This window comes from Streptomyces sp. NPDC006193, from assembly GCF_040613915.1.
Classification (GTDB): domain Bacteria; phylum Actinomycetota; class Actinomycetes; order Streptomycetales; family Streptomycetaceae; genus Streptomyces.
The window spans coordinates 37,629-63,704 of sequence record NZ_JBEXTB010000014.1 but is presented as its reverse complement, the minus strand read 5'-3'; the positions used below and the strand labels follow the sequence as shown (position 1 = coordinate 63,704).

Genomic DNA, 26,076 nt, shown 5'->3' with positions numbered 1-26,076 from the left:
CGGGACAATGGGGTACGTGACTCGGATCGTGATCATCGGTGGCGGACCCGGCGGATACGAAGCGGCGCTGGTGGCCGCTCAGCTCGGTGCGGAGGTGACCGTCGTCGACTGCGACGGTCTGGGCGGAGCGTCGGTGCTGACCGACTGCGTGCCGTCGAAGACGCTGATCGCCACGGCCGAGGTGATGACCACCTTCGACTCCTCCTACGAGGAGCTGGGGATCATCGTCGCCGACGACACCCCGCCGCTGGAGCAGGCGGCCCGGGTGGTCGGGGTTGACCTCGGCAAGGTCAACCGGCGGGTGAAGCGGCTCGCGCTCGCCCAGTCGCACGACATCACCGCCTCCGTCACGCGTGCCGGCGCCCGGGTCATGCGCGGCCGCGGCCGGCTGGACGGCATGCAGGCCCTGGACGGTTCCCGGAAGGTCGTCGTCACCGCCGCCGACGGCACCGAGGAGACCCTCACCGCCGACGCCGTCCTCATCGCCACCGGCGGTCACCCGCGCGAGCTGCCCGACGCCCGGCCCGACGGCGAGCGCATCCTGAACTGGACCCAGGTCTATGACCTCACCGAGCTGCCGGAAGAGCTGATCGTGGTCGGCTCCGGCGTGACCGGCGCCGAGTTCGCCGGCGCCTACCAGGCACTCGGCTCCAAGGTGACCCTCGTCTCCTCCCGGGACCGCGTGCTGCCGGGCGAGGACCCGGACGCCGCCGCCGTCCTGGAGGACGTCTTCCGCCGCCGCGGCATGAACGTCATGGCCCGCTCCCGCGCGCAGTCCGCCAAGCGCGTCGGCGACCGGGTCGAGGTGACGCTGGCCGACGGCCGGGTCATCACCGGCTCCCACTGCCTCATGGCCGTCGGCGCCATCCCGAACAGCGCGGGGCTCGGCCTGGAGGAGGCCGGGGTCAGGCTGCGCGAGTCCGGGCACATATGGACCGACAAGGTGTCGCGGACGACCGCTCCGGGCGTCTACGCGGCCGGTGACGTGACCGGTGTCTTCGCCCTCGCGTCCGTCGCCGCCATGCAGGGGCGCATCGCCATGTACCACTTCCTGGGCGACGCGGTGGCCCCGCTGAACCTGAAGACGGTGTCCTCCAACGTCTTCACCGACCCGGAGATCGCGACCGTCGGCTACACCCAGGCCGACGTCGACGCCGGCAAGATCGACGCCAGGGTCGTCAAGCTGCCCCTGCTGCGCAATCCGCGCGCCAAGATGCAGGGCATCCGGGACGGCTTCGTGAAGATCTTCTGCCGGCCCGGCACGGGCATCGTCGTCGGCGGTGTGGTCGTCGCGCCGCGCGCCTCGGAACTCATCCACCCCATCTCGATCGCCGTCGACAACAATCTGACGGTCGAACAGATCGCGAAGGCCTTCACCGTGTACCCGTCCCTGTCGGGGTCGATCGCTGAGGTCGCCCGGCAGCTGCACACCCGGAAGGCGAGCGCGGAGGCCTGACGGCCCCGGCTCACTTCCCGCTGGTCAGGGGCGGTCGGCGGATGTGCGTCCGGCATAGTCGGGGCGGGAGGGGCCTATACCACCTCCCGCCTCGCTGCGCGAACAACTTCTGCTATTCGGCGCAAACTGCTGAAAGCAGACGGTCGCTGGGGTTACTGTCAGTTTCGTGTTCGCTGCTGAACGTCGCCAATTGATCCTCGAAATGGTGCGAGCGAACGGTGCCGTGTCGCTCCGTGAGCTCGCCCGCGTCGTCCAGACCTCCGAAGTGACCGTACGGCGGGACGTGCGGGCACTGGAGGCAGAAGGACTCCTCGACCGCCGGCACGGCGGTGCGGTACTCCCGGGCGGTTTCACCCGAGAGTCCGGCTTCCCGCAGAAGTCCCACCTCGCGACCGCCGAGAAGACGGCCATCGCCGACCTCGCCGCGGGCCTCGTCGAGGAGGGCGAGGCCATCGTGGTCGGGGCCGGCACGACCACGCAGGAGCTGGCCCGCCGCCTCGCGCGCGTGCCGGGACTGACGGTCGTCACCAACTCCCTCCTGGTCGCCCAGGCGCTGGCCCACGCCAACCGGGTGGAGGTCGTGATGACCGGCGGCACCCTGCGGGGCTCCAACTACGCCCTCGTCGGCTCCGGCGCGGAGCAGTCCCTGCAGGGGCTGCGCGTGTCCAAGGCCTTCCTCTCCGGGAGCGGGCTCACCGCCGAGCGCGGCCTGTCCACGTCCAACATGCTCTCCGCGTCCGTGGACCGGGCACTCGTCCAGGCCGCCGCGGAGGTCGTGGTCCTCGCCGACCACACCAAGCTCGGCACCGACACCATGTTCCAGACCGTGCCGACGGACCTCATCACCCGGCTCGTCACCGACGACCCGCCTCCGCACGACGACCGCGCCGCCACGGAACTCCAGGCCCTCGCCGACCAGGGGGTGCAGATCGCCGTGACGGGGGCGAACGGGAGCCCGGGGGGTGAGCAGGGGCCCACGGCGCGGCGCGCTCCGCTGCCGGGGCCCCGCCGAGGGCATGCGCCGCTGCGCTCCGCGGGCCTGGGCGAGCCGGCGGCCGGGCCCGAGCGTGGCCGAGTGGCGGATCTCCGGCGCCGGTGACCGCCCACAGCGGTCCGGGGTGTCCCGCGGACCCCGCCCACGCCGCCCGCTCCGCCGACGGGGGCGGGCCGGCCGGGGCCTCCGCGTCCCCCACCGGGGCGTGACGGCCCCGCACGATCCCCCGCCGGCCGGCGCACGGCCGACACGCCGGCCGGCGCATGCGGGTGCGTCCGGGGCTCCCGCCCGGTGGTCCGGGGCTGTCGGGACCACGCCGGCCGGTGGCCGTGCGGGCGGGCCGGTCGCCTTCGCCTCCGGCTGCCGCCCGTCGTGGCAGCGGACCTGTGCGCCTCTGCGGCGCCGGTGCCGTCCGTGCTCCCGCTGCGAGAGACCACCCGGTGATCGAGCCCCCGCGGCAGCGGACCGTCCCCACCTCGCAGGCCGGCGGCGCACGGTGCGGTTCGGTGGGCCGGGGCGGTCCTGGCCGCCCCGGGGCCGGCCGGAGCCCGTCGTGGGGGCCTGGACGGCGAGACGCCCGGTGAGCCGTTCGGAACGGCTCACCGGGCGCCTGGCGTGCCCTACGGCTCAGTCCTTGATCTCGCAGATCGCGGCGCCGGAGGTGATGGACGCGCCGACCTCGGCGGTCAGGCCCTTGATGGTGCCCGCCTTGTGGGCGTTGAGGGGCTGTTCCATCTTCATGGCCTCCAGGACGACGACCAGGTCGCCCTCCTTGACCTCCTGGCCCTCCTCGACGGCGATCTTCACGATCGTGCCCTGCATGGGCGAGGCGAGGGTGTCTCCGGAGGCGACCGGGCCGGACTTCTTCGCCGCGCGCCGCTTCGGCTTGGCGCCGGCGGCGAGGCCGGTGCGGGCCAGCGACATGCCCAGCGAGGACGGGAGGGAGACCTCCAGGCGCTTGCCGCCGACCTCGACGACGACCGTCTCGCGGCCGATCTCCTCCTCCGCCTCGGCGTCGGCGGGGGCGGCGAACGGCTTGATCTCGTTGACGAACTCGGTCTCGATCCACCGGGTGTGCACGGTGAACGGGTCGCTGGAGCCGGTCAGCTCCGGGGCGAACGCCGGGTCCCTGACGACCGCCCGGTGGAACGGGATCGCGGTGGCCATGCCCTCGACCTGGAACTCGTCCAGGGCGCGGGCCGCCCGCTCCAGGGCCTCCTTGCGGGTGCGGCCGGTCACGATCAGCTTGGCGAGCAGGGAGTCCCACGCCGGGCCGATCACGCTGCCGGACTCCACGCCCGCGTCCAGCCGGACACCGGGGCCGGAGGGCGGGTCGAACCGGGTGACCGTGCCGGGGGCCGGGAGGAAGTTGCGGCCCGGGTCCTCGCCGTTGATGCGGAACTCGAAGGAGTGACCGCGCAGCACCGGGTCGTCGTAGCCGAGCTCCTCGCCGTCGGCGATGCGGAACATCTCGCGGACCAGGTCGATGCCGGCGACCTCCTCGGTCACCGGGTGCTCGACCTGCAGTCGGGTGTTGACCTCCAGGAAGGAGATCGTGCCGTCCTGGCCGACCAGGAACTCGCAGGTGCCGGCGCCCTCGTAGCCGGCCTCCCGCAGGATCGCCTTGGACGCCCGGTACAGCTCGGCGACCTGCTCCTCGGACAGGAACGGCGCCGGGGCCTCCTCCACGAGCTTCTGGTGGCGGCGCTGCAGCGAGCAGTCACGGGTGGAGACGACGACCACGTTGCCGTGCTTGTCGGCCAGGCACTGCGTCTCCACGTGGCGGGGGCGGTCGAGGTAGCGCTCGACGAAGCACTCGCCGCGGCCGAACGCGGCCACCGCCTCGCGGACGGCGGAGTCGTACAGCTCGGGGACCTCTTCGAGCGTCCGGGCGACCTTCAGCCCGCGGCCGCCGCCGCCGAAGGCGGCCTTGATGGCGATGGGCAGGCCGTGCTCCTTGGCGAACGCCACGACCTCGTCGGCGCCCGAGACCGGGTCCGGCGTGCCGGCCACCAGGGGGGCGCCCGCACGCTGGGCGATGTGCCGGGCGGCGACCTTGTCACCGAGGTCCCGGATGGCCTGCGGCGGCGGGCCGATCCAGATCAGCCCGGCGTCCAGGACGGCCTGCGCGAAGTCGGCGTTCTCCGAGAGGAAGCCGTAACCGGGGTGGACGGCGTCCGCTCCGGACTCGCGGGCCGCGTTCAGGATCTTGTCGATGACGAGATAGCTGGTGGCCGGGGTGTCACCGCCCAGGGCGAACGCCTCATCCGCGGCGCGGACGTGCAGAGCGTCCCGGTCCGGGTCGGCGTAGACGGCCACGCTCGCGATCCCGGCGTCCCGGCAGGCCCGGGCCACGCGGACAGCGATTTCGCCACGGTTGGCGATGAGCACCTTGCGCACGATTGAGGCTCCCTCCTTGAAACAAGCCGAGTTTAGGGACTGCCGACACGGCACTTCGACCCGTCCCCCATGGTGAGCTTGCCCACACGGAGCGTGATTCGAGGCTCGCTCGACCCGCGACAGCCCTTGTCGCACCTCGGTACGCAGGACTCCCGCGGAAAACCCTAGCCTTCCCATGTGGGCAAGGTCTCTGTGAGAGCGTGCTGCGGCCCACTTCGTTTCTTTGTGGAGTCCCTACGAATGGCCCAATGATTCTTTGCCGCCGCCCGGACCCTTGCCCCCGGGTTTACCCGTCAGTAGCGTTCGCGCCGTCCGGGAACGTACCCGAGGTAACAGGCTGCTGGTGTGAGAGTGGGTGGGGGCCGGTGGTGCGCAGACCGGTGGCGTGGGTCCTGGCGGTGGTCCTCCTGGCGGAGGCGTTCCTCGTCGCGGCGCTGAACTGGTTCCTGGGGATGGTCGTCGACCGGCAGGGCATGTCCGTGGCCGGCCTCGACCCGTCGGTGATGTCGATGTCCTCGAAGATCGGCGGTCTCCTCTTCGGCGCCTACTTCGCGCTGTGCGCGCTGGTGGCCGCGCTGGTCGCGGTCCGCGACCGCGCCCCGGCCGGCTTCGGCCGCGTCCTGCTGATCAGCGCCGCCGTGGTGCACGGGCTGCTCGGCGCGTTCCTCGGGACTCTCGTCGGCCGGACGGCGTTCGCCTGCATGGTCGCCGTCCTGGGCCTGCTCGTCCTGCTCCTGGTGACCTACGACCGCCCGGCCGGCCCGGACGGCGCGGCCGGCGGCGGAACGCCCCTGGAGGGCGGCGGGCCGCAGACGCGGGCGGAGCCGGGCGCCGCACCGGCGGGCCCGGGCGCGCCGGTGCGCCGCCGGGACGAGCCGCAGGACGGGGACGGGGAGCCGCAGGACGGGGACGGGGAGCCGCAGGACTCCGTCCCCGCCCGCGAGGTCACTCGGCCGGCGCCCACAACTCCGTGATGCCCACGCCCAGTTCCCCGAGCAGCTTGCGCACCAGGGGCAGGCTGATGCCGATCACATTGCCGTGGTCGCCCTCGATGCCCTCGATGAACGGCGCGGAACGCCCGTCGAGGGTGAACGCCCCGGCGACGTGGAGGGGCTCCCCCGAGGCCACGTACGCGGCGATCTCCTCGTCGCTCGGCTCGCCGAAGCGGACGACGGTGGAGGCGGTGGCCGACACGTACCTCTTGGCCTCCGTGTCCCACACGCAGTGACCCGTCTGGAGCACGCCGGCCCGCCCGCGCATCGCCTTCCAGCGGCCGGTGGCCTCCTCCGCGTCCGCCGGCTTGCCGAGCGCCTGCCCGTCCAGCTCCAGCACCGAGTCGCAGCCGATCACCAGGGCGCCCTGCACCTCCGGCCGCGCCGCGACGACCGAGGCCTTCGCCTCGGCCAGGGCGAGCGCCAGCTCCGCGGGGGTGGGCGCGGTGACGGCGTCCTCGTCGACGCCGCTCACGATCACCTCGGGGGCGAGGCCGGCCTGCCGGAGCAGGCCGAGCCGGGCGGGGGACTGGGAGGCGAGCACGAGTCGCCTGCGGTGCTTGACAGTCATGCGGTCAGGGTAGTCAGGCGGGCCGCCCGGCTCACCTGAGACCGATCACGATCATCGCCAGGACCATGGCCAGGGCCATGAGGAGGCCGAGCCGCCGCAGCATGTCCTGCGCGTCGCGCAGTTCCTTGGGCGGCTCGTCCTCCGGGTCTGACCACAGCATGCCCCCCAGCGTGGGGCCTCGGCCGGGGAGGGCGCCTGAGTACGGCTACTCATCTCGGCGCCCGGTGACGGGCCGCGGTGCGCGGCCTCGCCCCCCGGGCGCCCTGCGCCGGGCCCCCTAGGCCGGCCAGTAGGTGCGGGTCCAGGACGCCGGTCCGGGCCCGGGCACCCGGGCGGACGCGATCCGGGCCGGGTCGGACCACGCGTCGCTCGGCCCCTTCGCGCCGGACGGCGGTGCCGCCGCCGCCGCGGCGCGGGCGCGGACCACCGCCAGGGCGGCGGCCAGCTCCTCCGGGGTCGGGTTGCCTCGTACGACCTTGATGTTCATGACCGCTCCCAGGGTCCGCAGGGCCTAGAGGGGGATGTTGCCGTGCTTCTTCGGAGGCAGGGATTCCCGCTTGGTGCGCAGCTGACGCAGCCCGCGGACGATGTGGGCGCGGGTGTCGGACGGCATGATCACCGCGTCGATGTAGCCGCGCTCGGCAGCGACGTAGGGGTTGAGGAGGGTGTCCTCGTACTCCCGGATGAGCCGCGCCCGGACCGCCTCGGCGTCCTCGCCGTTCGCCTCCGCCTCGGCGATGGTGCGGCGGTGCAGGATGTTGACCGCGCCCTGGGCGCCCATGACGGCGATCTGGGCGGTGGGCCAGGCCAGGTTGAGGTCGGCGCCCAGGTGCTTGGAGCCCATGACGTCGTAGGCGCCGCCGAACGCCTTGCGGGTGATGACGGTGATCAGCGGGACGGTCGCCTCGGCGTAGGCGTAGATCAGCTTGGCGCCGCGGCGGATGATCCCCTCGTGCTCCTGGCCGACGCCGGGCAGGAAGCCGGGCACGTCGACGAACGTCAGCACCGGGATGTTGAAGGCGTCGCAGGTGCGCACGAAGCGTGCCGCCTTCTCGGAGGCGTCGATGTCCAGGCAGCCCGCGAACTGCATCGGCTGGTTGGCGACGATGCCCACCGGGTGGCCCTCGACCCGGCCGAACCCGGTGAGGATGTTCGGCGCGAACAGCGCCTGCGTCTCGAAGAACTCGGCGTCGTCCAGGACGTGCTCGATCACCGTGTGCATGTCGTACGGCTGGTTGGCGCTGTCCGGCACGACGGTGTCCAGCTCGAGGTCCTCGCCGGTGACGGCGAGGTCCGCCTCCTCCGGGAAGACCGGCGGCTCGGAGAGGTTGTTGGACGGCAGGTACGACAGCAGCTGCTTGACGTACTCGATGGCGTCCTTCTCGTCCCCGGCCATGTGGTGCGCCACGCCGGAGGCGGTGTTGTGGGTGCGAGCGCCGCCCAGCTCCTCGAAGCCGACGTCCTCGCCGGTGACGGTCTTGATGACGTCCGGGCCGGTGATGAACATGTGCGAGGTCCGGTCGACCATGACCGTGAAGTCGGTGATGGCCGGGGAGTAGACGGCGCCGCCCGCGCACGGGCCGACGACCAGGCTGATCTGCGGGATGACACCGCTGGCGTGGGTGTTGCGGCGGAAGATCTCGCCGTACGCGCCGAGGGAGGCGACCCCCTCCTGGATGCGGGCGCCGCCGGAGTCGTTGATGCCGATGACCGGGCAGCCGGTCTTCAGCGCGAAGTCCATCACCTTGACGATCTTCTGGCCGTAGACCTCGCCGAGGGCGCCGCCGAAGACGGTGAAGTCCTGCGAGAACACGGCGACCGGGCGGCCGTCCACCGTGCCGTACCCGGCGACGACCCCGTCCCCGTACGGACGGTTCTTGTCCAGCCCGAAGTGGGTGGACCGGTGCCGGGCGAACTCGTCCAGCTCGACGAACGAACCCTCGTCGAGCAGCAGCTCGATCCGCTCACGGGCCGTCAGCTTGCCCTTGGCGTGCTGCTTCTCGACGGCGCGCTCGGAGCCGGCGTGCGTCGCCTCGTGGATGCGCCGCTGGAGATCCGCGAGCTTCCCCGCGGTCGTGTGGATGTCGGTCTCGGGGACCTCGTGACGCTCTTCCGGCTCGGACATCGGGAACGGCTCCCTGCCTGCTCAAAAGGGGGGACGGTTACTCATCCGTAGACTAGTGGCGGGCCCACCGAACGGCACTGCGTCGTTTGCCACACCTAGGGTGGCTTGCATGACGCCGCACGATCCATCAGACGACAGCCGCTGGTCCGACCTCGACCGCCCGCCCCTGAACGCCGCGGCGCTGCGGCGCGGGCTGGTCCGGGAGGGCGGCCTGTACCGCGACATCGAGGTGGTGCAGCGGACCGGCTCCACCAACTCCGACCTCGCCGCGCTGGCCGCCGCCGGGAAGGCCGGCGAGGGCGCGGTGCTCGTGGCGGAGGAGCAGACGGCCGGCCGGGGCCGCCTGGACCGGCGCTGGACGGCCCCGCCGCGCTCCGGCCTGTTCTTCTCCGTGCTGCTGAAGCCCGCCGAGGTGCCGGTGGACCGCTGGGGGTGGCTGCCGCTGCTCACCGGGGTGGCGGTGGCGACCGGCCTGTCCCGGGCGGCGGGCGTCGACACCGCACTCAAGTGGCCCAACGACCTGCTGGTGACCGTGGGCGGCGAGGAGCGCAAGGCCGGGGGCATCCTCGCCGAACGCGCGGGCGCGGACGGCGTCGTCATGGGCGTCGGCGTCAACGTCACCCTGAGGGCCGACGAGCTGCCGGTCCCGCAGGCCGGCTCCCTCGCCCTGGCCGGAGCGCAGGGCACGGACCGCGACCCGCTGCTGCGGGCGGTGCTGCGCTCCCTGGAGGACTGGTACGGGCGCTGGCGCGCGGCGGAGGGCGATGCCTCGGTGAGCGGTCTGCAGGAGACGTACACGGCGGGCTGCGCGACCCTCGGCCGGGCCGTCCGGGCCGAGCTGCCGGGCGACCGCTCCGTCGTCGGGGAGGCCGTCGCCCTGGACGGCGACGGACGCCTCGTCATCGCCACGGAGGAAGGCGTCCAGGAGCCGGTGGGAGCGGGCGACATCGTCCACCTCCGCCCCGCCTGAACCACCGCCCGCGACGCGGACGCGGGTTGCGTGCCGCGGTGTGCTGCCGCGCGGGCGGGTCGGTCCCGCGGTGCGGCCGGGGGGCACGGGAGCACGTCCCAGGGTGGGCCGCGGGGCGGGACTGTGCGCACCGGTCGGTGTCGGTGGAGGTGGCCGAGGGGCCGGCCGCGGGCCCTGCCCCTGCGTCCCCTCCTCACTGGGGGTGCGACCGCGGCGCCCCCGGCGGGGCGACCCCCAGGGGCGCGCGGGACCGCGCAACCGGCCGGCGCGGACCCGCGGCCGGGATCGGCGGGCGAGCCCCCGGACCTGCGCCGACGGCGGCGAGCCCCGCACCGCGTCCGGGGCCGCCCCCGCGGGCCGGAGCGGCGGGCCCGGCCCCGCATCTGCGCCGACGCGGGCCGGGGACGCAGCCCGGATCTGCGCCGACGCGGGCGGGGACGCAGCCCCGGAGCCGGGTCCGCGTGCCCGGCGGCGGCCGGCCGGCCGAACCCGACGGAGTGAGCTGGCGCACACCTGCCGTAGAGTTGAGGCCGGTCGAAACCTGACCGCGGCAGATCGGAAGGGCAGCACGCGTGACCGTCGACGACACGGGCTCCGGCGCGGGCGGGGACGGCCGGGTGGACCCCCACGCCCCCGACACCGGCGAGGACCCGCTGGCCCTGCGACTCGAACAGCTCATCCTGGGCGCCGAGCGCCGCTACACCCCGTTCCAGGCCGCGCGCAGCGCCGGCGTCTCCATGGAGCTGGCGTCGCGGTTCTGGCGGGCGATGGGCTTCGCGGACATAGGCCAGGCCAAGGCCCTCACCGAGGCCGATGTGCTCGCCCTGCGCCGTCTCGCCGGCCTGGTGGAGGCGGGCCTGCTGAGCGAGGCCATGGCGGTGCAGGTGGCCCGCTCCACCGGGCAGACCACCGCCCGGCTGGCGGAGTGGCAGATCGATTCCTTCCTGGAGGGCCTGACGGAGCCCCCGGAGCCCGGCATGACCCGCACCGAGGTGACGTACCCGCTGATCGAGCTGCTCCTGCCGGAACTGGAGGAGTTCCTGGTCTACGTCTGGCGCCGCCAGCTGGCCGCCGCGACGGGCCGGGTCGTGCAGGCGGCGGACGACGAGGAGATGGTCGACCGTCGGCTCGCCGTCGGCTTCGCCGACCTGGTGGGCTTCACCCGCCTCACCCGCCGGATGGAGGAGGAGGAGCTCGGCGAGCTGGTCGAGGCCTTCGAGACCACCGCCGCCGACCTGGTGGCGGCCCGCGGCGGCCGGCTCATCAAGACCCTCGGCGACGAGGTGCTGTACGCGGCGGACGACGCCGGGACGGCCGCGGACATCGCGCTGCGGCTCGTGGAGACGCTGGCGAACGACGAGACGATGCCCGAGCTGCGGGTCGGCATGGCGTTCGGCACGGTGACCACCCGGATGGGGGACGTGTTCGGCACGACGGTGAACCTGGCCTCCCGGCTGACCTCCATAGCGCCGCGGGACGCCGTCCTGGTGGACAGCGCCTTCGCCGAGGAGCTGATCCGCACGGGGGAGGCCCCGGCCTCGGAGGCGGAGGCGGCGGAGGCCGCGGCCGCCGCGGAGAAGGAGGGCGAGGAGCCGCCGATGTACCGCTTTGCGCTCCAGCCGATGTGGCAGCGGCCGGTGCGCGGGCTCGGCGTGGTCGAGCCGTGGCTGCTCACCCGCCGCGACGGCACCGCCTGACCGTCGCCCGCCCGCGACGGCCCGCTCCTCGGCGGACGTCCGCCCGCGACGGTCCGGTTCGCGGGCACCCTGCCGACGGCGCCCCGGCCCCGTCACCTGCCTGGACGGCCGCGACCCGGACGGCCCGGCCCGACCGTCACCGGGACCACGACGCCCACTCCCGCTCCTGCCGGCTGTCGCGGACCCGCCTGACCGCACCCCCGCAGGACCCGGTCCGACGCCGCCTGTCGCCCGCGCGGTCCGGCCCCCGTTCCCCTGCCCGGCCGACCCGCCCGAACGGCCCGATCGCCCCGGCCCGATCGCCCCGGCCCGGTCCCCGGCTCCGTGCCGCGCGACGGCCCGGCCCCGGGGGGTCGCTCGGATCAGCCCTGCGCCGCGACGCCCGGCACGGCACCTCGCCGCGTCGCCGGACCAGCCGGGTACGCCCGGCACGCGGGTGATCCTCCGCCTCGCCATGCACCGCACCGTCCGCCGCGGCCCGATCCGGCCCGGTCCGACCTGAACCGATCTCGTCCTCCGACCTGGTCCGAACGAACCCGCCTGCCCGTCACCTGCTGCCCGCGCCGGTCGGCCCCCGTCACCCGCCACGCCGTGCCCGTGACGGCCCAGCCCCGGTGCGGCGCCCCGCGACGGCGTCACCCGGCCGAGCGGACCGCCCTGACCCCAACGGCTCGCGCCCGCCGGGCGCCCCACGGGACCCGAGTCCGGCCGCCGGCCGCCCGCAGGTCCCGCACTCACCCGGACGGCCCGGCCCCGCCCCCCGCCCACGCCTCGCGGGGCCCGTCCCGGCCCGGACTCGCGCCGTGACGGCATGGCTTCCCTCAGGGGCCCTGGTCACCGGGGACGTGCACGCACAGGCCGATCACCGGGAGGCACACCCGGTCCGGGCGGGGAGCGTGCGTGTCGTGGCCCTTGGTCGGCGTCGGGACCGGGGCGGGGATGGGGGCCTCCGGCGCCGGGCGCGGGGCGGCCGCGGACGTCGTCGGCGAGGGCCGCGGTGTGCCGCGGGGCGGAACCGGGGCGGCGGCCGGGTGGGTGGCCGGCAGGGTGGCCGGGGCGGCGGTGCCGCCGGCCGGCGCCGCGGTCGTGGACGGGGGCGCGGTGGCCGTCGGCGCGGGGCTCCTGCCGCCCAGGGCGGAGGCCGCCGAGGGCGGCGCGGTGGGGGTGGCGGCGAGGGTGGCCGCGGTGTCCGCCGGGCGGTCCCCGCCGCCGTCGTCGCCCGGCCCGGGCCGGGGCGCGGCCTCGGCCGTGCCCGGTGCGCCGCCCCCCGGCTCCCAGGCGATCCGGACCAGGCCGAGGACGCCGGCGGTCAGGGCGAGCCCGCCCGCGGCGAGCAGCGCCGCGCGGGGGCGGGCCTTGCGGTGCCGCCCGCGCCGGACCCCGGACGTGCCGGCCGGCCGGTGTTCCCGCCTCGGACCGGACCGTGCGGCTGTCGGTGTCATGGGTTCCCTCCCCGCTGTGCGCCCGGGGCGCGCCGGGGCGCAGCGCACGCTATGCGCTGCGCTGACCGATGGACGGTGAGCCGGACGGATGTCACTCGAACGGGTGTAGCCCTCCGCACTTCACGGGACGCGGTACGGCTGCGATGATCGGAGCACGGAAAGTTAACCCGCGTTAACCGGAGGGGTGTCATGAGCGAGGAGCGGTTCGGGGAGTTCGTGCTGGTGCGGCGGCACGGGCACGTCGCGGAGCTGGTGCTGGACCGGCCCAAGGCGATGAACGCCGTCTCGACGGAGATGGCCCGCTCCCTCGCGGGCGCGTGCACCACGCTCGCCGCCGACCGGGACGCCCGGGCGGTCGTCCTCACCTCGTCGCACGAGCGCGCGTTCTGCGTGGGCGCGGACCTGAAGGAGCGCAACTCCTTCACCGACGCGGACCTGGTGCGGCAGCGGCCGGTGGCGCGGGCGGCGTACACCGGGGTGCTGGAGCTGCCGATGCCGACGATCGCCGCGGTGCACGGCTTCGCGTTGGGCGGCGGGTTCGAGCTGGCGCTGTCCTGCGACCTGATCGTGGCCGACCGTACGGCGGTGGTGGGGCTGCCGGAGGTGTCGGTGGGCGTGATCCCGGGCGGCGGAGGCACGCAGCTGCTGCCGCGGCGGGTCGGCGCGGCGCGCGCCGCCGAGCTGATCTTCTCGGCGCGACGGGTCGAGGCGGCGGAGGCGGCCGAGCTGGGGCTGGTGGACCGGCTGGTGGAGGAGGGCCGGGACCGCGAGGAGGCGCTGGCGCTGGGCGAGCGGATCGCCGGGAACTCGCCGGTGGGTCTGCGGGCCGCCAAGCGGGCGCTGCGGCTGGGGCACGGGCTGGATCTGCGGGCCGGGCTGGAGGTGGAGGACGCGGCGTGGCGTTCGGTGGCCTTCTCGGGCGACCGGGCGGAAGGGGTGGCGGCGTTCAACGAGAAGCGCAAGCCCCAGTGGCCGGGTGAGTGAGGCGCCGGGCGGGTCGGCGCCCCGGATGGGCCGCGCGGTGCCGCGCGGTGCCGCGCGACCGGCCGTCGCGGGTGCGTGTGCGGCGGCGGTCCGCGGTCCGGCGGAGGCGGCCGCGCCGTCCACCTGATCGCCCCACCGACATCCCGAATCGCCCTAATACTCCCTAATCTGGACTAATGGGCGAGGACAAGCGGCTGGCGGCGGTCGTGACGCTGGCGCAGGGAATGGCGGCGGCGCACACCCCGCGGGAGTGCTGGCAGGCCGCCGCCCTCGGGGCCTGCGACGCGCTGGACGGCAGCTTCGCCGCGCTCTCGGTGTGGGAGCGGGAGCTGAGCCGGCTGCGGGTCCTGGTCAACGTGGGGGACCGCGCGCCCGACGAGGAGGAGTTCCCCGAGGCCGAGGCCTACCCGGTGCACCAGTTCCCGGAGATCACCGAGTTCCTGCACGAGCGGTGGGCCGGCGGAGGCGGGCCCCACGCGTGGGTGGAGACCGCCGAGGGGTCGGCCGTCGGCACGCCCGGCTACTTTCACCAGCGGGTCGCCGCCCTGCGCCGCCGCCGCCGCGGCTGCTGCGTCGTCGCCCCCGTCGTTCTGCACGGCAGGGCCTGGGGCGAGCTGTACGTGGCCCGCCCGGTCGGCGCGCCCGTGTTCGGGCCCGGCGACGCCGACTTCGCCACCGTCCTCGCCGCCGTCGTCGCCGCGGGCATCGCGCAGACCGAGCGGCTCGAGGAGGCCCGCCGGCTCGCCTTCACCGACGCCCTGACCGGACTCGCCAACCGCCGTGCCGTGGACGTCCGCCTGGAGGAGGCCGTCGAGCGGCACCGCGTGGAGGGCGCGCCGGTCAGTCTCGTCGTGTGCGACCTGAACGGACTCAAACGGGTCAACGACACCCTCGGGCACGCCGTCGGCGACCGTCTCCTCGAACGCTTCGGCTCGGTGCTGTCCCTGTGCGGCGCGATGCTGCCGGGCGCGCTGGCCGCGCGGCTCGGCGGGGACGAGTTCTGCCTGCTCGCCCTCGGCCCGCCCGCCGACGACGTGGTCAAGGCGGCCGACGAGCTGTGCCGTCGGGCCGCCGAACTGGAGCTGGGGGAGGGGGTGGCGTGCGGGGTGGCCTCGACCGACGACCCGATCGGGGAGGTGCGGGACGCGCGCCGGCTGTTCCGGCTCGCCGACGCCGCCCAGTACCGGGCCAAGGCCCTGGGCGCGGACCGCCCGGTGGTGGCCGGCCGGGAGGGGCCGGACGATCCGGTCGTACGGCTGGCGGACGAGCCGCCGCCCGCGCGGGGCGAGCGCCGCCGGTTCCGCGGGCGCCTGCCGTGAGGCGAAGCCCACATGCGGGGTAAGGGTCGCTCCGGCGGCCCACTGGTGACAGCGGTGCATTCAATGCGTACGCTCCTGAATATGGATATGCACACTGTGGTGGTGGGGACGTCCGGGGTCACGGCGTCCGACGTTCTCGCCGTGGCGCGCGGCGGTGCCCGCATCGAGCTGTCGGCACAGGCGGTGGCGGCCCTCGCGGCGGCCCGCGAGATCGTGGACGCGCTGGCGGCCAAGCCGGACCCGGTCTACGGCGTCTCCACCGGCTTCGGCGCCCTGGCGACCCGGCACATCAGCCCGGAGCTCCGCGCCCAGCTGCAGCGCAACATCGTCCGCTCGCACGCCGCCGGCATGGGCCCGCGCGTCGAGCGGGAAGTCGTACGGGCCCTGATGTTCCTGCGCCTGAAGACCGTCTGCTCCGGGCACACCGGCGTCCGGCCCGAGGTCGCGCAGACCATGGCCGACGTGCTGAACGCGGGCATCACCCCGGTCGTGCACGAGTACGGCTCCCTCGGCTGCTCCGGCGACCTCGCGCCCCTGTCCCACTGCGCGCTCACCCTCATGGGCGAGGGGGACGCCGAGGGCCCGGACGGCGTCGTGCGGCCCGCCGGCGAGCTGCTCGCCGAGCACGGCATCCAGCCGGTCGAGCTGCGCGAGAAGGAGGGCCTCGCCCTCCTCAACGGCACCGACGGCATGCTCGGCATGCTGATCATGGCGCTCGACGACCTCGACATCCTCTACAAGTCCGCCGACATCACCGCCGCCCTCACCCTGGAGGCGCTGCTCGGCACCGACCGGGTCCTCGCGCCCGAGCTGCACGCCATCCGGCCGCACCCGGGGCAGGCCGCCGCGGCCGCCAACATGCTCGCCGTCCTCGAGGGATCCCAGCTCACCGGGCACCACCAGGACGACGCCCCACGCGTCCAGGACGCCTACTCCGTGCGCTGCGCCCCGCAGGTCGCCGGCGCCGGACGCGACACCCTCGCGCACGCCCGCCTGGTCGCCGAGCGCGAACTCGCCGCCGCCGTCGACAACCCCGTGGTGCTGCCTGAGGGCATCGGCACCGGGGGAGGGCGGGTGGAGTCCAACGGCAACTTCCACGGCGCTCCCGTCGCCTACGTCCTGGACTTCCTCGCGGTCGCAGCCGCCGACCTCGGCTCCATCGCCGAGCGCCGCACCGACCGGCTGCTGGACAAGAACCGCAGCCACGGCCTGCCGCCGTTCCTCGCCGACGACGCGGGCGTCGACTCCGGCCTGATGATCGCCCAGTACACGCAGGCCGCGCTGGTCAGCGAGATGAAGCGGCTCGCCGTGCCGGCCTCCGCCGACTCCATCCCGTCCTCCGCCATGCAGGAGGACCATGTGTCGATGGGCTGGTCGGCCGCCCGCAAGCTGCGCACCGCCGTGGACAACCTCACCCGGATCATCGCCATCGAGCTGTACGCGGCCACCCGCGCCCTCGAACTGCGCGAGGGCCTCGCCCCGGCCCCCGCCTCTCAGGCGGTCGTCGAGGCCGTACGGGCCGCCGGTGTGCAGGGCCCCGGCCCCGACCGGTTCCTGGCGCCCGACCTCGCCGCCGCCGAAGCGTTCGTGCGCGGCGGCGACCTCGTGGCGGCCGTGGAGAAGGTCACCGGCCCGCTCCGCTGAGACGCGCAGGGGCCCCGGCGCGCCCGCCGGGGCCCATGTCATGCCGCCGGCCCAGCCGGACGGGGCCCACGTCGTGCGGCCGGCCCGGCCGGACGGGGCGTCACCTCGGCTCGGCCGCCTGCGCCTTCACGAGGCGACCGCGGTGACCCGCCCTTCCCGCCGACCCGCAGCGGTGGAGGTCACAGGTTCGTCAAATGAAGTCAAAATCCCAGGCGTTCGCGGCGCACCGAATACACGACGAAACCGGCGCCCACGGTGAGGAAAAAGCTCCCGCCGACGATGTACGGAGTGGTGTCGAAGCTTCCCGTGTCGGCCAGTTCGGTGGCGTCCGCCGCCTGCCGTTCGGTCCCGGTGCTCGCCGCCGTCACCGCCCTGGCCTGCGTGACCTGCACGGGCGTGGACGTGGACGCCGTCTGTCTCGCCGGGGCGTCCTGCGAGGCGTTCGCGGACGGGACGAACCACAGCGCGCACAGCAGGGTGCCCGCGGCGGTGGCGGTCAGCAGCGGACGGCGAGCGGATGACACGGAATATCGATCCCCTTGTGACGCTGGCGAATTGGCCGTGTGGGGCGATGTTAGTGAAAGTCGCGGGTCACAGGAAAGTCACGGGAGGTTTCGGCCGTACGCTCCCGCCATGAGCACTGAAGAGACATCACGTTTTGTACGGCTTCGCGTGGAGCTGGTCCTGGAGGTGCAGGACGAGGACGAGGTGACCAAGGCCGCGCTGCGCCGGCTCGCGCAGGAGTCCGGGCTGCCGGAGGGGGAGCGGGCCCACGCCGAGGGCGCCGTGACCGAGGACGCCGCGGAGGCCCTGGCCTACCTCGTGGACCCGTTCGACCTGGTCGGCGAGGTCCCCGGGGTGGAGCTCCAGCAGGCGTCCTGGTCGAGCGAGCGGATCGACTACGACCCCGACTCGCCGGAGTGGGACCTGGACGAGGATGATGGGGTGAGCGACGGCGAAGAGGGCGGCATCGGCTGAGCGTCCCGGGGCACCCAAGACCCCGGACGGCAACCGCCGTCCGGGTTTCGTCGTCCTAGGGGGCGCACGGACCGAATCCCGCACCACCCGCGGACTGCGTTCCGCGGACGTGGCGTGCCCCACAGATCCAGGCGATCTGGAACGGGACCGACCGGCCGTAGCGTTGAAGGTTCCCACGGGGACTCTCGGGGTTTTTCGCGACTCGGCAACGATGGAGAAGCTTGTGATGACGGACAGTAAGCGGCGCACGGGCCTGAGGGCCGCGTCCGCTCTGCTCGGCGGCGTACTGGTGCTCACGGCGTGTTCCGGCGGCGACGACGCTGCGGCCAGTGGCAGCGGCGACTCCTCGCAGGCCCAGGCCGACGCGGCGGCGGCCAAGAAGTCGTCGGAGGCGCAGATCACGATCACGCCCAAGGACGGCTCCAACAACGCCTCGATCAACAACTCGGCGACCGTCACGGTGCGCAAGGGCACGCTCACCGCCGTCACCATGACCACCCAGGACGGCAAGACCGTCGCCGGTCAGCTCTCCGCCGACAAGAAGAGCTGGAAGCCCGGCGTGCAGCTGGAGCGCTCCACCACCTACCGGGTCGCCGCGGAGGCCAAGGACTCCGAGGGCCGCACGGCCCACGAGAACGCCTCCTTCACCACCGTCTCCCCGGCCAACAGCTTCATCGGCACCTACACCCCGGACAACGGCTCGACGGTCGGGGTCGGCATGCCCGTGTCGATCCACTTCGACAAGGCGATCACCGACAAGGCGGCCGTGCAGAAGGGCATCACGGTCAGCTCCAGCACCGGCCAGGAGGTGGTGTGCCACTGGTTCGGCGCCAACCGCATGGACTGCCGCCCCGAGGAGTACTGGAAGGAAGGCTCCACCGTCACCCTGAAGCTGGCGCTGGACGGCGTCGAGGGCGCGGACGGCGTCTTCGGCGTCCAGCAGAAGACGGTCACCTTCCACATCGGCCGCAACCAGGTCTCGTACGTCGACGCGAAGACCAAGCAGATGAAGATCACGCAGGACGGCAAGGTCGTCAAGACCATACCGATCTCCGCGGGCTCGCCCGACAACAAGACGTACGAGGGCCGGATGGTGATCTCCGAGAAGTTCAAGGAGACCCGGATGAACGGCGCGACCGTCGGCTTCACCGACGACGACGGCAAGGGCGAGTACGACATCAAGGACGTGCCGCACGCCATGCGCCTGACCACCTCCGGCACCTTCATCCACGGCAACTACTGGGGCGCCCCGTCGGTGTTCGGCAACGTCAACACGAGCCACGGCTGCGTCGGCCTGCAGGACAAGAAGGGCGCGAACGACCCGAACACGCCGGCCGCGTGGTTCTACAACCACACGCTGCTCGGTGACGTCGTGGTCGTCCAGAACACCGGCGACAAGACGGTCGCGCCCGACAACGGCCTCAACGGCTGGAACATGGACTGGGCGCAGTGGAAGGCCGGTTCGGCCGTCTGACACCCGCTCACATCCCGTCGGTGCCGCCCCCGTCCCGGGGGCGGCACCGCTGTTTTCCGGCCCCGCGCACCAAGACCCGGGCGGCCGGACCGGACCTCCCGCGCATCCTGCGGTGGGTCAACACCCTTCCCGCATACGGCATTTCGCGGTTGTGTAACAGCCACCCGGCCACCGCGTAACAGTTGCCGCAGACGCCTCCTCACCGTCCTGCCGCCTCTTGAGCGCCCTGATCACCCCCGGCATACTGCGTGCTTCCGGGGGATTGGCGTGCAGATGTGCGAGTCTTCCCCCGGCCGGGTGAACGGGGAATTCACCCGGTACTTCATCTCCAGGGGGAGAACTTGCCCAGACAAGTGAAGAGTGCGGCTGCGGCCACCGTGGCGACGGCCGCAGCAGTCGCCCTGGCGGCGGGCATGACCAGCCCGGCGTCGGCGAAGCCCGCGCGCGACCCGGCGTCCGCCACCGCCCCGAAGGCCGCCGCCGAACACCATGTCACCCTCATCACCGGCGACCGTGTCGCCCTCGACGCCAAGGGCCGTGTCGTCGGCCTGGAGCGGGCCGAGGGACGCGCGCACATACCCGTCCAGGTCCGCAGGACAGCCGGACACACACTGGTCGTCCCCGCCGACGCGGCCCACCTGATCGCCTCCGGCACGCTGGACCGGCGCCTGTTCGACATCACCGAGCTGAACAAGGCAGCCACCCGCAAGGCCCAGAAGGACGGCCTGAAGGTCATCGTCGGCTACCGCGGCGCCGCCACCGCCGCCAAGGCCGACGTCCGCGACGCCGGCACCCTGCGCCGCAGCCTGAAGGCGCTCAACGCGGACGCCGTGCAGGCCCCGGTCGAGGACACCGCCGGCCTGTGGGACGCCGTCACCAGCGGCGACCGGACCGCCGCCGGCATCGCCCACGTCTGGCTCGACGGGGTCCGCAGGGCCACCCTCGACAAGTCCGTCCCGCAGATCGGCGCGCCGACCGCGTGGAAGGCCGGCTACACCGGCAAGGGCGTGAAGGTCGCCGTCCTGGACAGCGGCGTGGACGCGAACCACCCCGACCTCAAGGGCCAGGTGGTCGCGGCGAAGAACTTCACCGCCACCGGCGACACCGCCGACCACGTCGGGCACGGCACGCACGTCGCGTCCATCGTCGCCGGCACCGGCGCCAAGTCGGGCGGCAAGTACCGGGGCGTGGCCCCCGACGCCAAGATCGTCAACGGCAAGGTCCTGGACGACAGCGGCTTCGGCGACGACTCCGGCATCCTCGCCGGCATGGAATGGGCCGTTTCCCAGGGCGCCTCCGTCATCAACCTCAGCCTGGGCGGCTACGACACCCCCGAGATCGACCCGCTCGAGGCCGCGGTCGACAAGCTCTCCGCCGACAAGGGCGTCCTCTTCGCCATCGCCGCGGGCAACGAGGGCCCCCAGTCGATCGGTTCACCGGGCAGCGCGGACGCCGCGCTCACCGTCGGCGCCGTCGACAAGAAGGACAAGCTCGCCGACTTCTCCTCCACCGGCCCGCGCACCGGCGACGGCGCCATCAAGCCGGACGTCACCGCGCCCGGCGTCGACATCACCGCCGCCGCGGCCGAGGGCAGCCTCATCGGCGAGGAGGTCGGTGAGAAGCCCGCGGGCTACCTGACCATCTCCGGCACCTCGATGGCCACCCCGCACGTCGCGGGCGCCGCCGCGATCCTCAAGCAGGAGCACCCCGACTGGGGCCACGCCGAGCTGAAGGGCGCCCTGACCGGCTCCGCCAAGGGCGGCGCGTACACCCCGTTCCAGCAGGGCACGGGCCGTATCCAGGTCGACAGGGCCATCAAGCAGACGGTCGTCGCCGACCCGGTGTCCGTGAGCTTCGGCGTGCAGCAGTGGCCGCACACCGACGACAAGCCGGTCACCAAGCAGATCACGTACCGCAACCTCGGCGACAAGGCCGTCACGCTCACCCTGACCAGCACCGCCACCGACCCCAAGGGCGCGGCGGCCCCGTCGGGCTTCTTCAGGCTCGGCGCGGCGAAGGTGACCGTCCCCGCGCACGGCAGGGCCGCGGTCGGCCTCACCGTCGACACCAAGCTGGGCGGCACGCGCGACGGCGCCTACTCCGCGTACGTGACGGCGACGGGCGGCGGCCAGACGGTCCGCACGGCCGCCGCGGTACAGCGCGAGGTGGAGTCGTACGACGTCACGCTGAAGTTCATCGGCCGCGACGGCAAGCCGGCGAAAGCCGCCGACGCGACGTTCTGGGGCCTGTCCGGACTCGCCCGCGGGGCGGAGTTCTACCCGTCCAGCTCGTCCGGCACCGTGACGGTACGCGTGCCCAAGGGCCGGTACATACTGGATGCCGACCTGTACCAGGACCGACAGCATCCCGAAAACGGCGTGAACTGGTTGGCCCAGCCGAAGCTGGACGTCGCCAAGAAGCAGACGCTTACGCTCGACGCCCGCAAGACCAAGCCGGTGGACATCACCGTCCCTGACACCGCCGCCAAGTCCGTGTTCGCGTCCCCGTCCTACACGGTGGTGAGCGGCGATGGTGAGTACTCGCTCGGACTGTGGCTGGACGAATACGCCAGCCTCCGCACGGCGTACCTTGGTCCGCAGATCACTGACGGATCGCTGTACCAGCAGTGGGACGGCCACTGGACCGACGGCGCGCACGAGCAGTACGACGTCACCTCCGGCAGCCGGGTCAAGCAGCTCGCCACCGGCTACACCAGGCACTACAAGGCCGGTGACCTGGCCACGGTGAAGGTCCGCATGGGCGCGGCGGCGAGCGGCAAGAAGGGCGCCGTCGAGGCGGTGGGCTGGCTGCCCGCGAGCACCGGCGCCACCTCCTTCGGCGTCCCGCAGAGCCTGCCCGGCACCCGCACCCTGCACCTGTCCGCCAAGGGCGACGTGACCTGGCAGCTGAGGTTCGAGCAGGACAACGGGACGGACGAGGACGGCTTCCCGGTCGCCGAAGGCGGCTACGACCTCGGCCGGTTCACCTTCAAGGCCGGCAAGTCCTACACCAAGACGGTCAACACCGCGGTGTTCGGCCCCCACGTGAACAGCGGGTCCCTCGGCCTGTTCCGCGACGGCAACGAGATCTACGGCTCGCTGCCGCTGTTCGCCGACTCCGCCAGGCACGCCGGCTACTCGGACTTCACCTCGGTGACCACCACCCTGTACCGCAACGGCGTCAAGGCCGGCTCGCACGACGACCCGCTCTTCGGCGACAAGACCTTCAAGGTCCCGGCCGGCGACGCGTCGTACCGGCTGACCACCTCGGTCAAGCGGTCCCCGAAGGTGTCGCAGGCCTCCACGCGGATCGACGCGGCCTGGACCTTCCGCTCCGAGAAGCCGTCCGACGGCTTCACCCAGCTGCCCGCCTCCGCCCTGCACTTCGGCGCCACGACCGGCCTCGACAGCCGGGTCGCCGCCGGCAGGACGGTCACCTTCCCGGTCACCGTGGAGGGCTCGGCCGCCGGCCGCAACCTGAAGTCCCTCGCCGTCTACGTCTCCTACGACGGCAAGGACTTCAAGAAGACCGACGTCCGCAACGGCAGGATCACGGTCAAGAACCCGGCGAAGGACAAGGCCGTCTCCTTCCGTACCAAGATCACCGACAAGAAGGGCAACACGTCGGAGATCACGATCTACAACGCCTACTACGGCAAGTGACCCCTCACTAGCCCGGCGGCCCCGGGCGACGCGCGGCCCGCGGGAGGCAGACGCCTCCCGCGGGCTTTCGCACTTCGCGGACCCGCTCCGGGCGGGCGGCGGCACGGTCCGTCCGCCGGCCCCGCCGGCCCCGCCGGTCCTGCCGGCCCCGTCGGCCCCGCCGGCCCCGCCGGTCCTGATCGGCCGGGCCGACAGGGCGTGGATCCGCCCTAGACCGACGGCACCGCGCGCTTCGCGTCCGTGCCCCAGCTCGCCAGCAGACGGAGCGAGTCGGCCGAGGGGGAACCCGGCTCGGCGTGATAGGTGATCAGGGACAGCTCCGAGCCGTCCGTCAGCCGGAAGCTCTCGAAGTTCAGCGCCAGGTCGCCCACCAGCGGATGGTGCAGGTGCTTGACGCCGTGGCTCTTCTCCTTGACGTCGTGCGTCGCCCACAGCCGGCGGAACTCCGCGCTCTTGACGGAGAGCTCACCGACCAGAGCCGACAACCGCGGATCGTCCGGATGACAGCCCGCGTCCATGCGCAGCGCGCAGACGATGTCGATCGCCTTCTGCTCCCAGTCCACGAACAGCTCGCGGTAGTCGGGGTGCAGGAAGACCAGCCGGGCCCAGTTGCGCTCGGCCGGCGGCAGCTCCGCCCAGTCGCCGAAGACGGCCGCCGCCATGCGGTTCCAGGCCAGGATTTCCGTACGCCGGCCGAGGACGTACGCCGGCACGCCGTCCAGCGTGTCCAGCAGCTGCCGCAGCGCCCCCCGCACCTGCTGCTGCCGCGCCGCCGGCTTCTTCTTGTGCGCCTTCGGCTTCGCCAGATGGGTGAGGTGGGCGTGCTCGGCGTCCGTCAGCCGCAGGGCGCGGGCGATCGAGTCCAGCACCTCCGCCGACACGTTCCGTCCGTTGCCCTGCTCCAGGCGCGTGTAGTACGCCACCGACACCCCGGCCAGCTGCGCCAGCTCCTCCCGGCGCAGCCCCGGCACCCGGCGGTGCCGGCCGAAGTCGGGCAGTCCCACGTCCTCCGGCTTCAGCCGGGCCCGCCGGCTGCGCAGGAACTCGCTCAGCTCCGCCCGCCGGTCCAGGGGCCGCCCGGTGACCGCCACCGCGTCCGGCTGTCCGTCCCTGCTCTCCATGCCTCCAGTATTCCCGGTCGTACGCACAGGAGCCTGACCCCGCCGGTGGTAGGCACGGCGGTCGTACGCAAACGCGTGGTCTGGGTGACCCGCGGCCGACGGGGCACGCTGGATTCCGTGGCCGGCCGCAAGGAGGCCGGCCACGCGAGACACTGCTAGGAGAAGACCGCCATGACCACTGTTGCCGCGTACGCCGCGCCCGCCGCCAAGGCTCCGCTGGAGCGGACGACCATCGAGCGCCGGGCGGTCGGCGAGTCCGACGTCCTGATCGACATCAAGTTCGCCGGCATCTGCCACTCCGACATACACCAGGTCCGCGAGGGCTGGGGCGAGGCGATCTTCCCGATGGTCCCCGGCCACGAGATCGCCGGTGTCGTCACCGAGGTCGGCCCCGGTGTGACCAAGTTCCGGGTCGGCGACCGGGTGGGCGTCGGCTGCATGGTCGACTCCTGCCGCGAGTGCGAGAACTGCCTGCGGGGCGAGGAGCAGTACTGCCTCAAGGGCATGGTCGGCACCTACAACGCCGTCGGCAGGGACGGCGAGCCCACCTACGGCGGCTACTCCGAGAAGATCGTCGTCGACGAGAACTATGTCGTCCGCATCCCCGACGGCCTCTCCCTCGACGTGGCCGCGCCGCTGCTGTGCGCCGGCATCACCACGTACTCCCCGTTGCGCCACTGGAACGCCGGCCCCGGCAAGAAGGTCGCGGTCGTCGGCCTCGGCGGCCTCGGCCACATGGCCGTCAAGCTCGCGCACGCCATGGGCGCCGAGGTGACGGTGCTCTCCCAGTCCCTGCGCAAGAAGGACGACGGCCTCAAGCTGGGCGCCGACCACTACCACGCCACCAGCGACCCGAAGACCTTCGAGGAACTGGCCGGCACCTTCGACCTGATCGTCTCCACCGTGTCCGCGCCGATGGACTTCGGCGCGCTCCTGTCGCTGCTGAAGGTCGACGGCGCCCTGGTGAACGTGGGCGCCCCCGAGGAGCCCGTCTCCCTCAACCTGTTCTCCGTCATCAGCGGCCGCAAGACCCTCGCGGGCTCCGCGATCGGCGGCATCCGCGAGACCCAGGAGATGCTGGACTTCTGCGCCGAGCACGGCATCGGCGCCGAGATCGAACTGATCAGCGCGGCCGAGATCAACGAGGCGTACGAGCGGGTCCTGGCCAGCGACGTCCGCTACCGCTTCGTCATCGACACGGCGACGATCTGACCACCGCACACCCCCGCACACCACCGCCGCCCGCGCCGCCGGCCCCGCCCCGGCGGCGCGGGCGGCGTCCGGCTTCGAGGCCGGCCCGCCCGCCGGGGTAGGCCGGCCGCCCCGGTCCCGGACGACCCCGGCGGGCGGGGCCGGCCGCGCCTCGGCCACCGGCATCCGCCCCCGCAACCCCCACCCGAGCCGGGCGCTCTCAACGGCAGTCGCCGGCCCGCTGCTCCGCGGGGAAGCCCTCCCCGGCGCCGTACGCCCGCACGAGCACACCGCCCGCGCCCGGCCGGACGACATGGACCCGGCCGGCGCCCGACACCCGGGCCTCGCCGTCCGCCACCGTGAGCAGGGTGTTCTCGTCGACGGCGACGCCGTACGGGACGTCCCCCCGTCCGACCGCCGCCACCAGCCGCGCCAGCGTCCCCCACTGGGCCGCGTGCACGTCGACCGCGAACGGCACGAGTCCCAGACCGGGGCGCACCTCGATCTCCGCGAGGTCCTCCCCGGTCTCCTCCGGGCACACCGCGACCCCGTCCACCAGCCACCCGCCGACCACGGCGCGTCGCGCGGCGACGGCGGCCCCGGCGGAGAACCCGGCGTACGGCGCCTCACGCGCGGCCAGCAGTTCCGGCAGCCGCTCCAGGCACCCCGCGAGGACGTCCTGATACGCGGGCGTCAGCCCACCGCACACCAGCAGTCCGTCGATCCCGTCGAGCGCGGTCTCCGGCTCGAACCGCCCGCCGACCGGCACGAGCAACGGCACCGGCGCGCACGGCGGCCCCGCCTTCCGCAGCGCCGCCGCGTACCGCTCGAACTGCGCGGCCCCGTCCCCCTCGTCGACGATCAGGCACCCGACCCGCCGCTCACCGGGCACCGCCCGGAGAAACGGCTCGTACACCTCGGCGCGGCCCCACCCCCCGCCGATCAGGTACGTGCGCATTCCCATGTCCTCCCCCTCAGACCCCTGTAGGCACGAAGGGCGAATCTACGCGGTTCCCCCCGCCCCCGTCGCCCCGATCACCGCCGCGCGGCCCTCAG

21 protein-coding genes are annotated in these 26,076 nt (G+C 73.6%); 12 read left to right on the top strand and 9 right to left on the bottom strand.

Annotated features, from left to right (window positions below):
- Positions 1–7 precede the first annotated feature (7 nt).
- Positions 8–1,456, top strand: coding sequence for an NAD(P)H-quinone dehydrogenase (locus ABZ261_RS15725; RefSeq protein WP_356859375.1), 1,449 nt, complete (start codon positions 8–10; stop codon positions 1,454–1,456).
- A 166-nt stretch (positions 1,457–1,622) separates the two neighbouring features.
- Complete coding sequence (locus ABZ261_RS15720; RefSeq protein WP_356859373.1) at positions 1,623–2,555, top strand: DeoR/GlpR family DNA-binding transcription regulator; 933 nt, start codon at positions 1,623–1,625, stop codon at positions 2,553–2,555.
- 522 nt (positions 2,556–3,077) lie between these two features.
- Here the strand turns inward: ABZ261_RS15720 and ABZ261_RS15715 are convergent.
- Positions 3,078–4,850 (bottom strand): biotin carboxylase N-terminal domain-containing protein, encoded by a 1,773-nt coding sequence (locus ABZ261_RS15715; protein WP_356859371.1) that lies wholly within the window; start codon positions 4,848–4,850, stop codon positions 3,078–3,080.
- 365 nt (positions 4,851–5,215) lie between these two features.
- Between ABZ261_RS15715 and ABZ261_RS15710 the strand changes: the two genes are divergently transcribed.
- Positions 5,216–5,824, top strand: coding sequence for a hypothetical protein (locus ABZ261_RS15710; RefSeq protein WP_356859369.1), 609 nt, complete (start codon positions 5,216–5,218; stop codon positions 5,822–5,824).
- On the opposite strand, the gene ABZ261_RS15705 is transcribed toward ABZ261_RS15710, so the two are convergent.
- The 4 genes from ABZ261_RS15705 to ABZ261_RS15690 form a co-directional block, all read right to left on the bottom strand.
- Complete coding sequence (locus ABZ261_RS15705) at positions 5,796–6,413, bottom strand: nucleoside triphosphate pyrophosphatase (RefSeq protein ID WP_356859367.1); 618 nt, start codon at positions 6,411–6,413, stop codon at positions 5,796–5,798. The two genes, ABZ261_RS15710 and ABZ261_RS15705, sit on opposite strands and share 29 nt — an antisense overlap.
- 31 nt (positions 6,414–6,444) lie before the next feature.
- Positions 6,445–6,573: a hypothetical protein gene (locus ABZ261_RS15700; RefSeq protein ID WP_356859365.1), complete on the bottom strand. Its 129-nt coding sequence runs from the start codon at positions 6,571–6,573 to the stop codon at positions 6,445–6,447.
- A 117-nt stretch (positions 6,574–6,690) separates the two neighbouring features.
- Positions 6,691–6,900 (bottom strand): acyl-CoA carboxylase epsilon subunit, encoded by a 210-nt coding sequence (locus ABZ261_RS15695; RefSeq protein WP_356859363.1) that lies wholly within the window; start codon positions 6,898–6,900, stop codon positions 6,691–6,693.
- Between the two features lie 24 nt (positions 6,901–6,924).
- Positions 6,925–8,538 carry an acyl-CoA carboxylase subunit beta gene (locus ABZ261_RS15690; RefSeq protein WP_356859361.1) on the bottom strand — a complete coding sequence of 538 codons (1,614 nt, stop codon included), beginning with the start codon at positions 8,536–8,538 and terminating at the stop codon, positions 6,925–6,927.
- A 109-nt stretch (positions 8,539–8,647) separates the two neighbouring features.
- Here ABZ261_RS15690 and ABZ261_RS15685 point away from each other — a divergent pair, with 109 nt between their 5' ends.
- Both ABZ261_RS15685 and ABZ261_RS15680 read left to right on the top strand, forming a co-directional pair.
- Positions 8,648–9,508: a biotin--[acetyl-CoA-carboxylase] ligase gene (locus ABZ261_RS15685; RefSeq protein WP_356859359.1), complete on the top strand. Its 861-nt coding sequence runs from the start codon at positions 8,648–8,650 to the stop codon at positions 9,506–9,508.
- A 572-nt stretch (positions 9,509–10,080) separates the two neighbouring features.
- On the top strand, positions 10,081–11,205 hold the full coding sequence (locus ABZ261_RS15680; RefSeq protein WP_356859357.1) for an adenylate/guanylate cyclase domain-containing protein: 1,125 nt from the start codon (positions 10,081–10,083) through the stop codon (positions 11,203–11,205).
- Between the two features lie 821 nt (positions 11,206–12,026).
- Here the strand turns inward: ABZ261_RS15680 and ABZ261_RS15675 are convergent.
- Positions 12,027–12,647 (bottom strand): hypothetical protein, encoded by a 621-nt coding sequence (locus ABZ261_RS15675; protein ID WP_356859355.1) that lies wholly within the window; start codon positions 12,645–12,647, stop codon positions 12,027–12,029.
- A 189-nt stretch (positions 12,648–12,836) separates the two neighbouring features.
- Between ABZ261_RS15675 and ABZ261_RS15670 the strand changes: the two genes are divergently transcribed.
- The 3 genes from ABZ261_RS15670 (at position 12,837) to hutH (ending at position 16,594) form a co-directional block, all read left to right on the top strand.
- Positions 12,837–13,631 carry an enoyl-CoA hydratase-related protein gene (locus ABZ261_RS15670; protein ID WP_356859354.1) on the top strand — a complete coding sequence of 265 codons (795 nt, stop codon included), beginning with the start codon at positions 12,837–12,839 and terminating at the stop codon, positions 13,629–13,631.
- A gap of 176 nt (positions 13,632–13,807) precedes the next feature.
- Positions 13,808–14,950 carry a GGDEF domain-containing protein gene (locus ABZ261_RS15665; RefSeq protein WP_356859352.1) on the top strand — a complete coding sequence of 381 codons (1,143 nt, stop codon included), beginning with the start codon at positions 13,808–13,810 and terminating at the stop codon, positions 14,948–14,950.
- 87 nt (positions 14,951–15,037) lie between these two features.
- On the top strand, positions 15,038–16,594 hold the full coding sequence (hutH, locus tag ABZ261_RS15660) for a histidine ammonia-lyase (protein WP_356859530.1): 1,557 nt from the start codon (positions 15,038–15,040) through the stop codon (positions 16,592–16,594).
- Between the two features lie 200 nt (positions 16,595–16,794).
- Here hutH and ABZ261_RS15655 read toward each other — a convergent pair whose 3' ends face one another.
- Positions 16,795–17,118 carry an LAETG motif-containing sortase-dependent surface protein gene (locus ABZ261_RS15655; protein ID WP_356859350.1) on the bottom strand — a complete coding sequence of 108 codons (324 nt, stop codon included), beginning with the start codon at positions 17,116–17,118 and terminating at the stop codon, positions 16,795–16,797.
- Positions 17,119–17,227: 109 nt separating this feature from the next.
- On the opposite strand from ABZ261_RS15655, the gene ABZ261_RS15650 reads away from it, so the two are divergent.
- From ABZ261_RS15650 to ABZ261_RS15640, 3 genes are all read left to right on the top strand, one after another.
- Entirely contained in the window at positions 17,228–17,572 is a 345-nt protein-coding gene (locus ABZ261_RS15650; protein WP_356859348.1) for a hypothetical protein, read from the top strand.
- Between the two features lie 226 nt (positions 17,573–17,798).
- On the top strand, positions 17,799–19,046 hold the full coding sequence (locus ABZ261_RS15645) for an Ig-like domain-containing protein (protein ID WP_356859346.1): 1,248 nt from the start codon (positions 17,799–17,801) through the stop codon (positions 19,044–19,046).
- 353 nt (positions 19,047–19,399) lie between these two features.
- Positions 19,400–22,708, top strand: coding sequence for a S8 family peptidase (locus ABZ261_RS15640; protein ID WP_356859344.1), 3,309 nt, complete (start codon positions 19,400–19,402; stop codon positions 22,706–22,708).
- A 209-nt stretch (positions 22,709–22,917) separates the two neighbouring features.
- Here ABZ261_RS15640 and ABZ261_RS15635 read toward each other — a convergent pair whose 3' ends face one another.
- Positions 22,918–23,829, bottom strand: coding sequence for a helix-turn-helix transcriptional regulator (locus ABZ261_RS15635; protein ID WP_356859342.1), 912 nt, complete (start codon positions 23,827–23,829; stop codon positions 22,918–22,920).
- Between the two features lie 171 nt (positions 23,830–24,000).
- On the opposite strand from ABZ261_RS15635, the gene ABZ261_RS15630 reads away from it, so the two are divergent.
- Positions 24,001–25,041 (top strand): NAD(P)-dependent alcohol dehydrogenase, encoded by a 1,041-nt coding sequence (locus ABZ261_RS15630; RefSeq protein ID WP_356859340.1) that lies wholly within the window; start codon positions 24,001–24,003, stop codon positions 25,039–25,041.
- A gap of 199 nt (positions 25,042–25,240) precedes the next feature.
- Here the strand turns inward: ABZ261_RS15630 and ABZ261_RS15625 are convergent, their stop codons facing one another.
- The gene (locus ABZ261_RS15625) at positions 25,241–25,978 is read right to left on the bottom strand and encodes a hypothetical protein (RefSeq protein ID WP_356859338.1); all 738 of its coding nucleotides are present in this window, start codon (positions 25,976–25,978) and stop codon (positions 25,241–25,243) included.
- Positions 25,979–26,076: the final 98 nt, after the last annotated feature.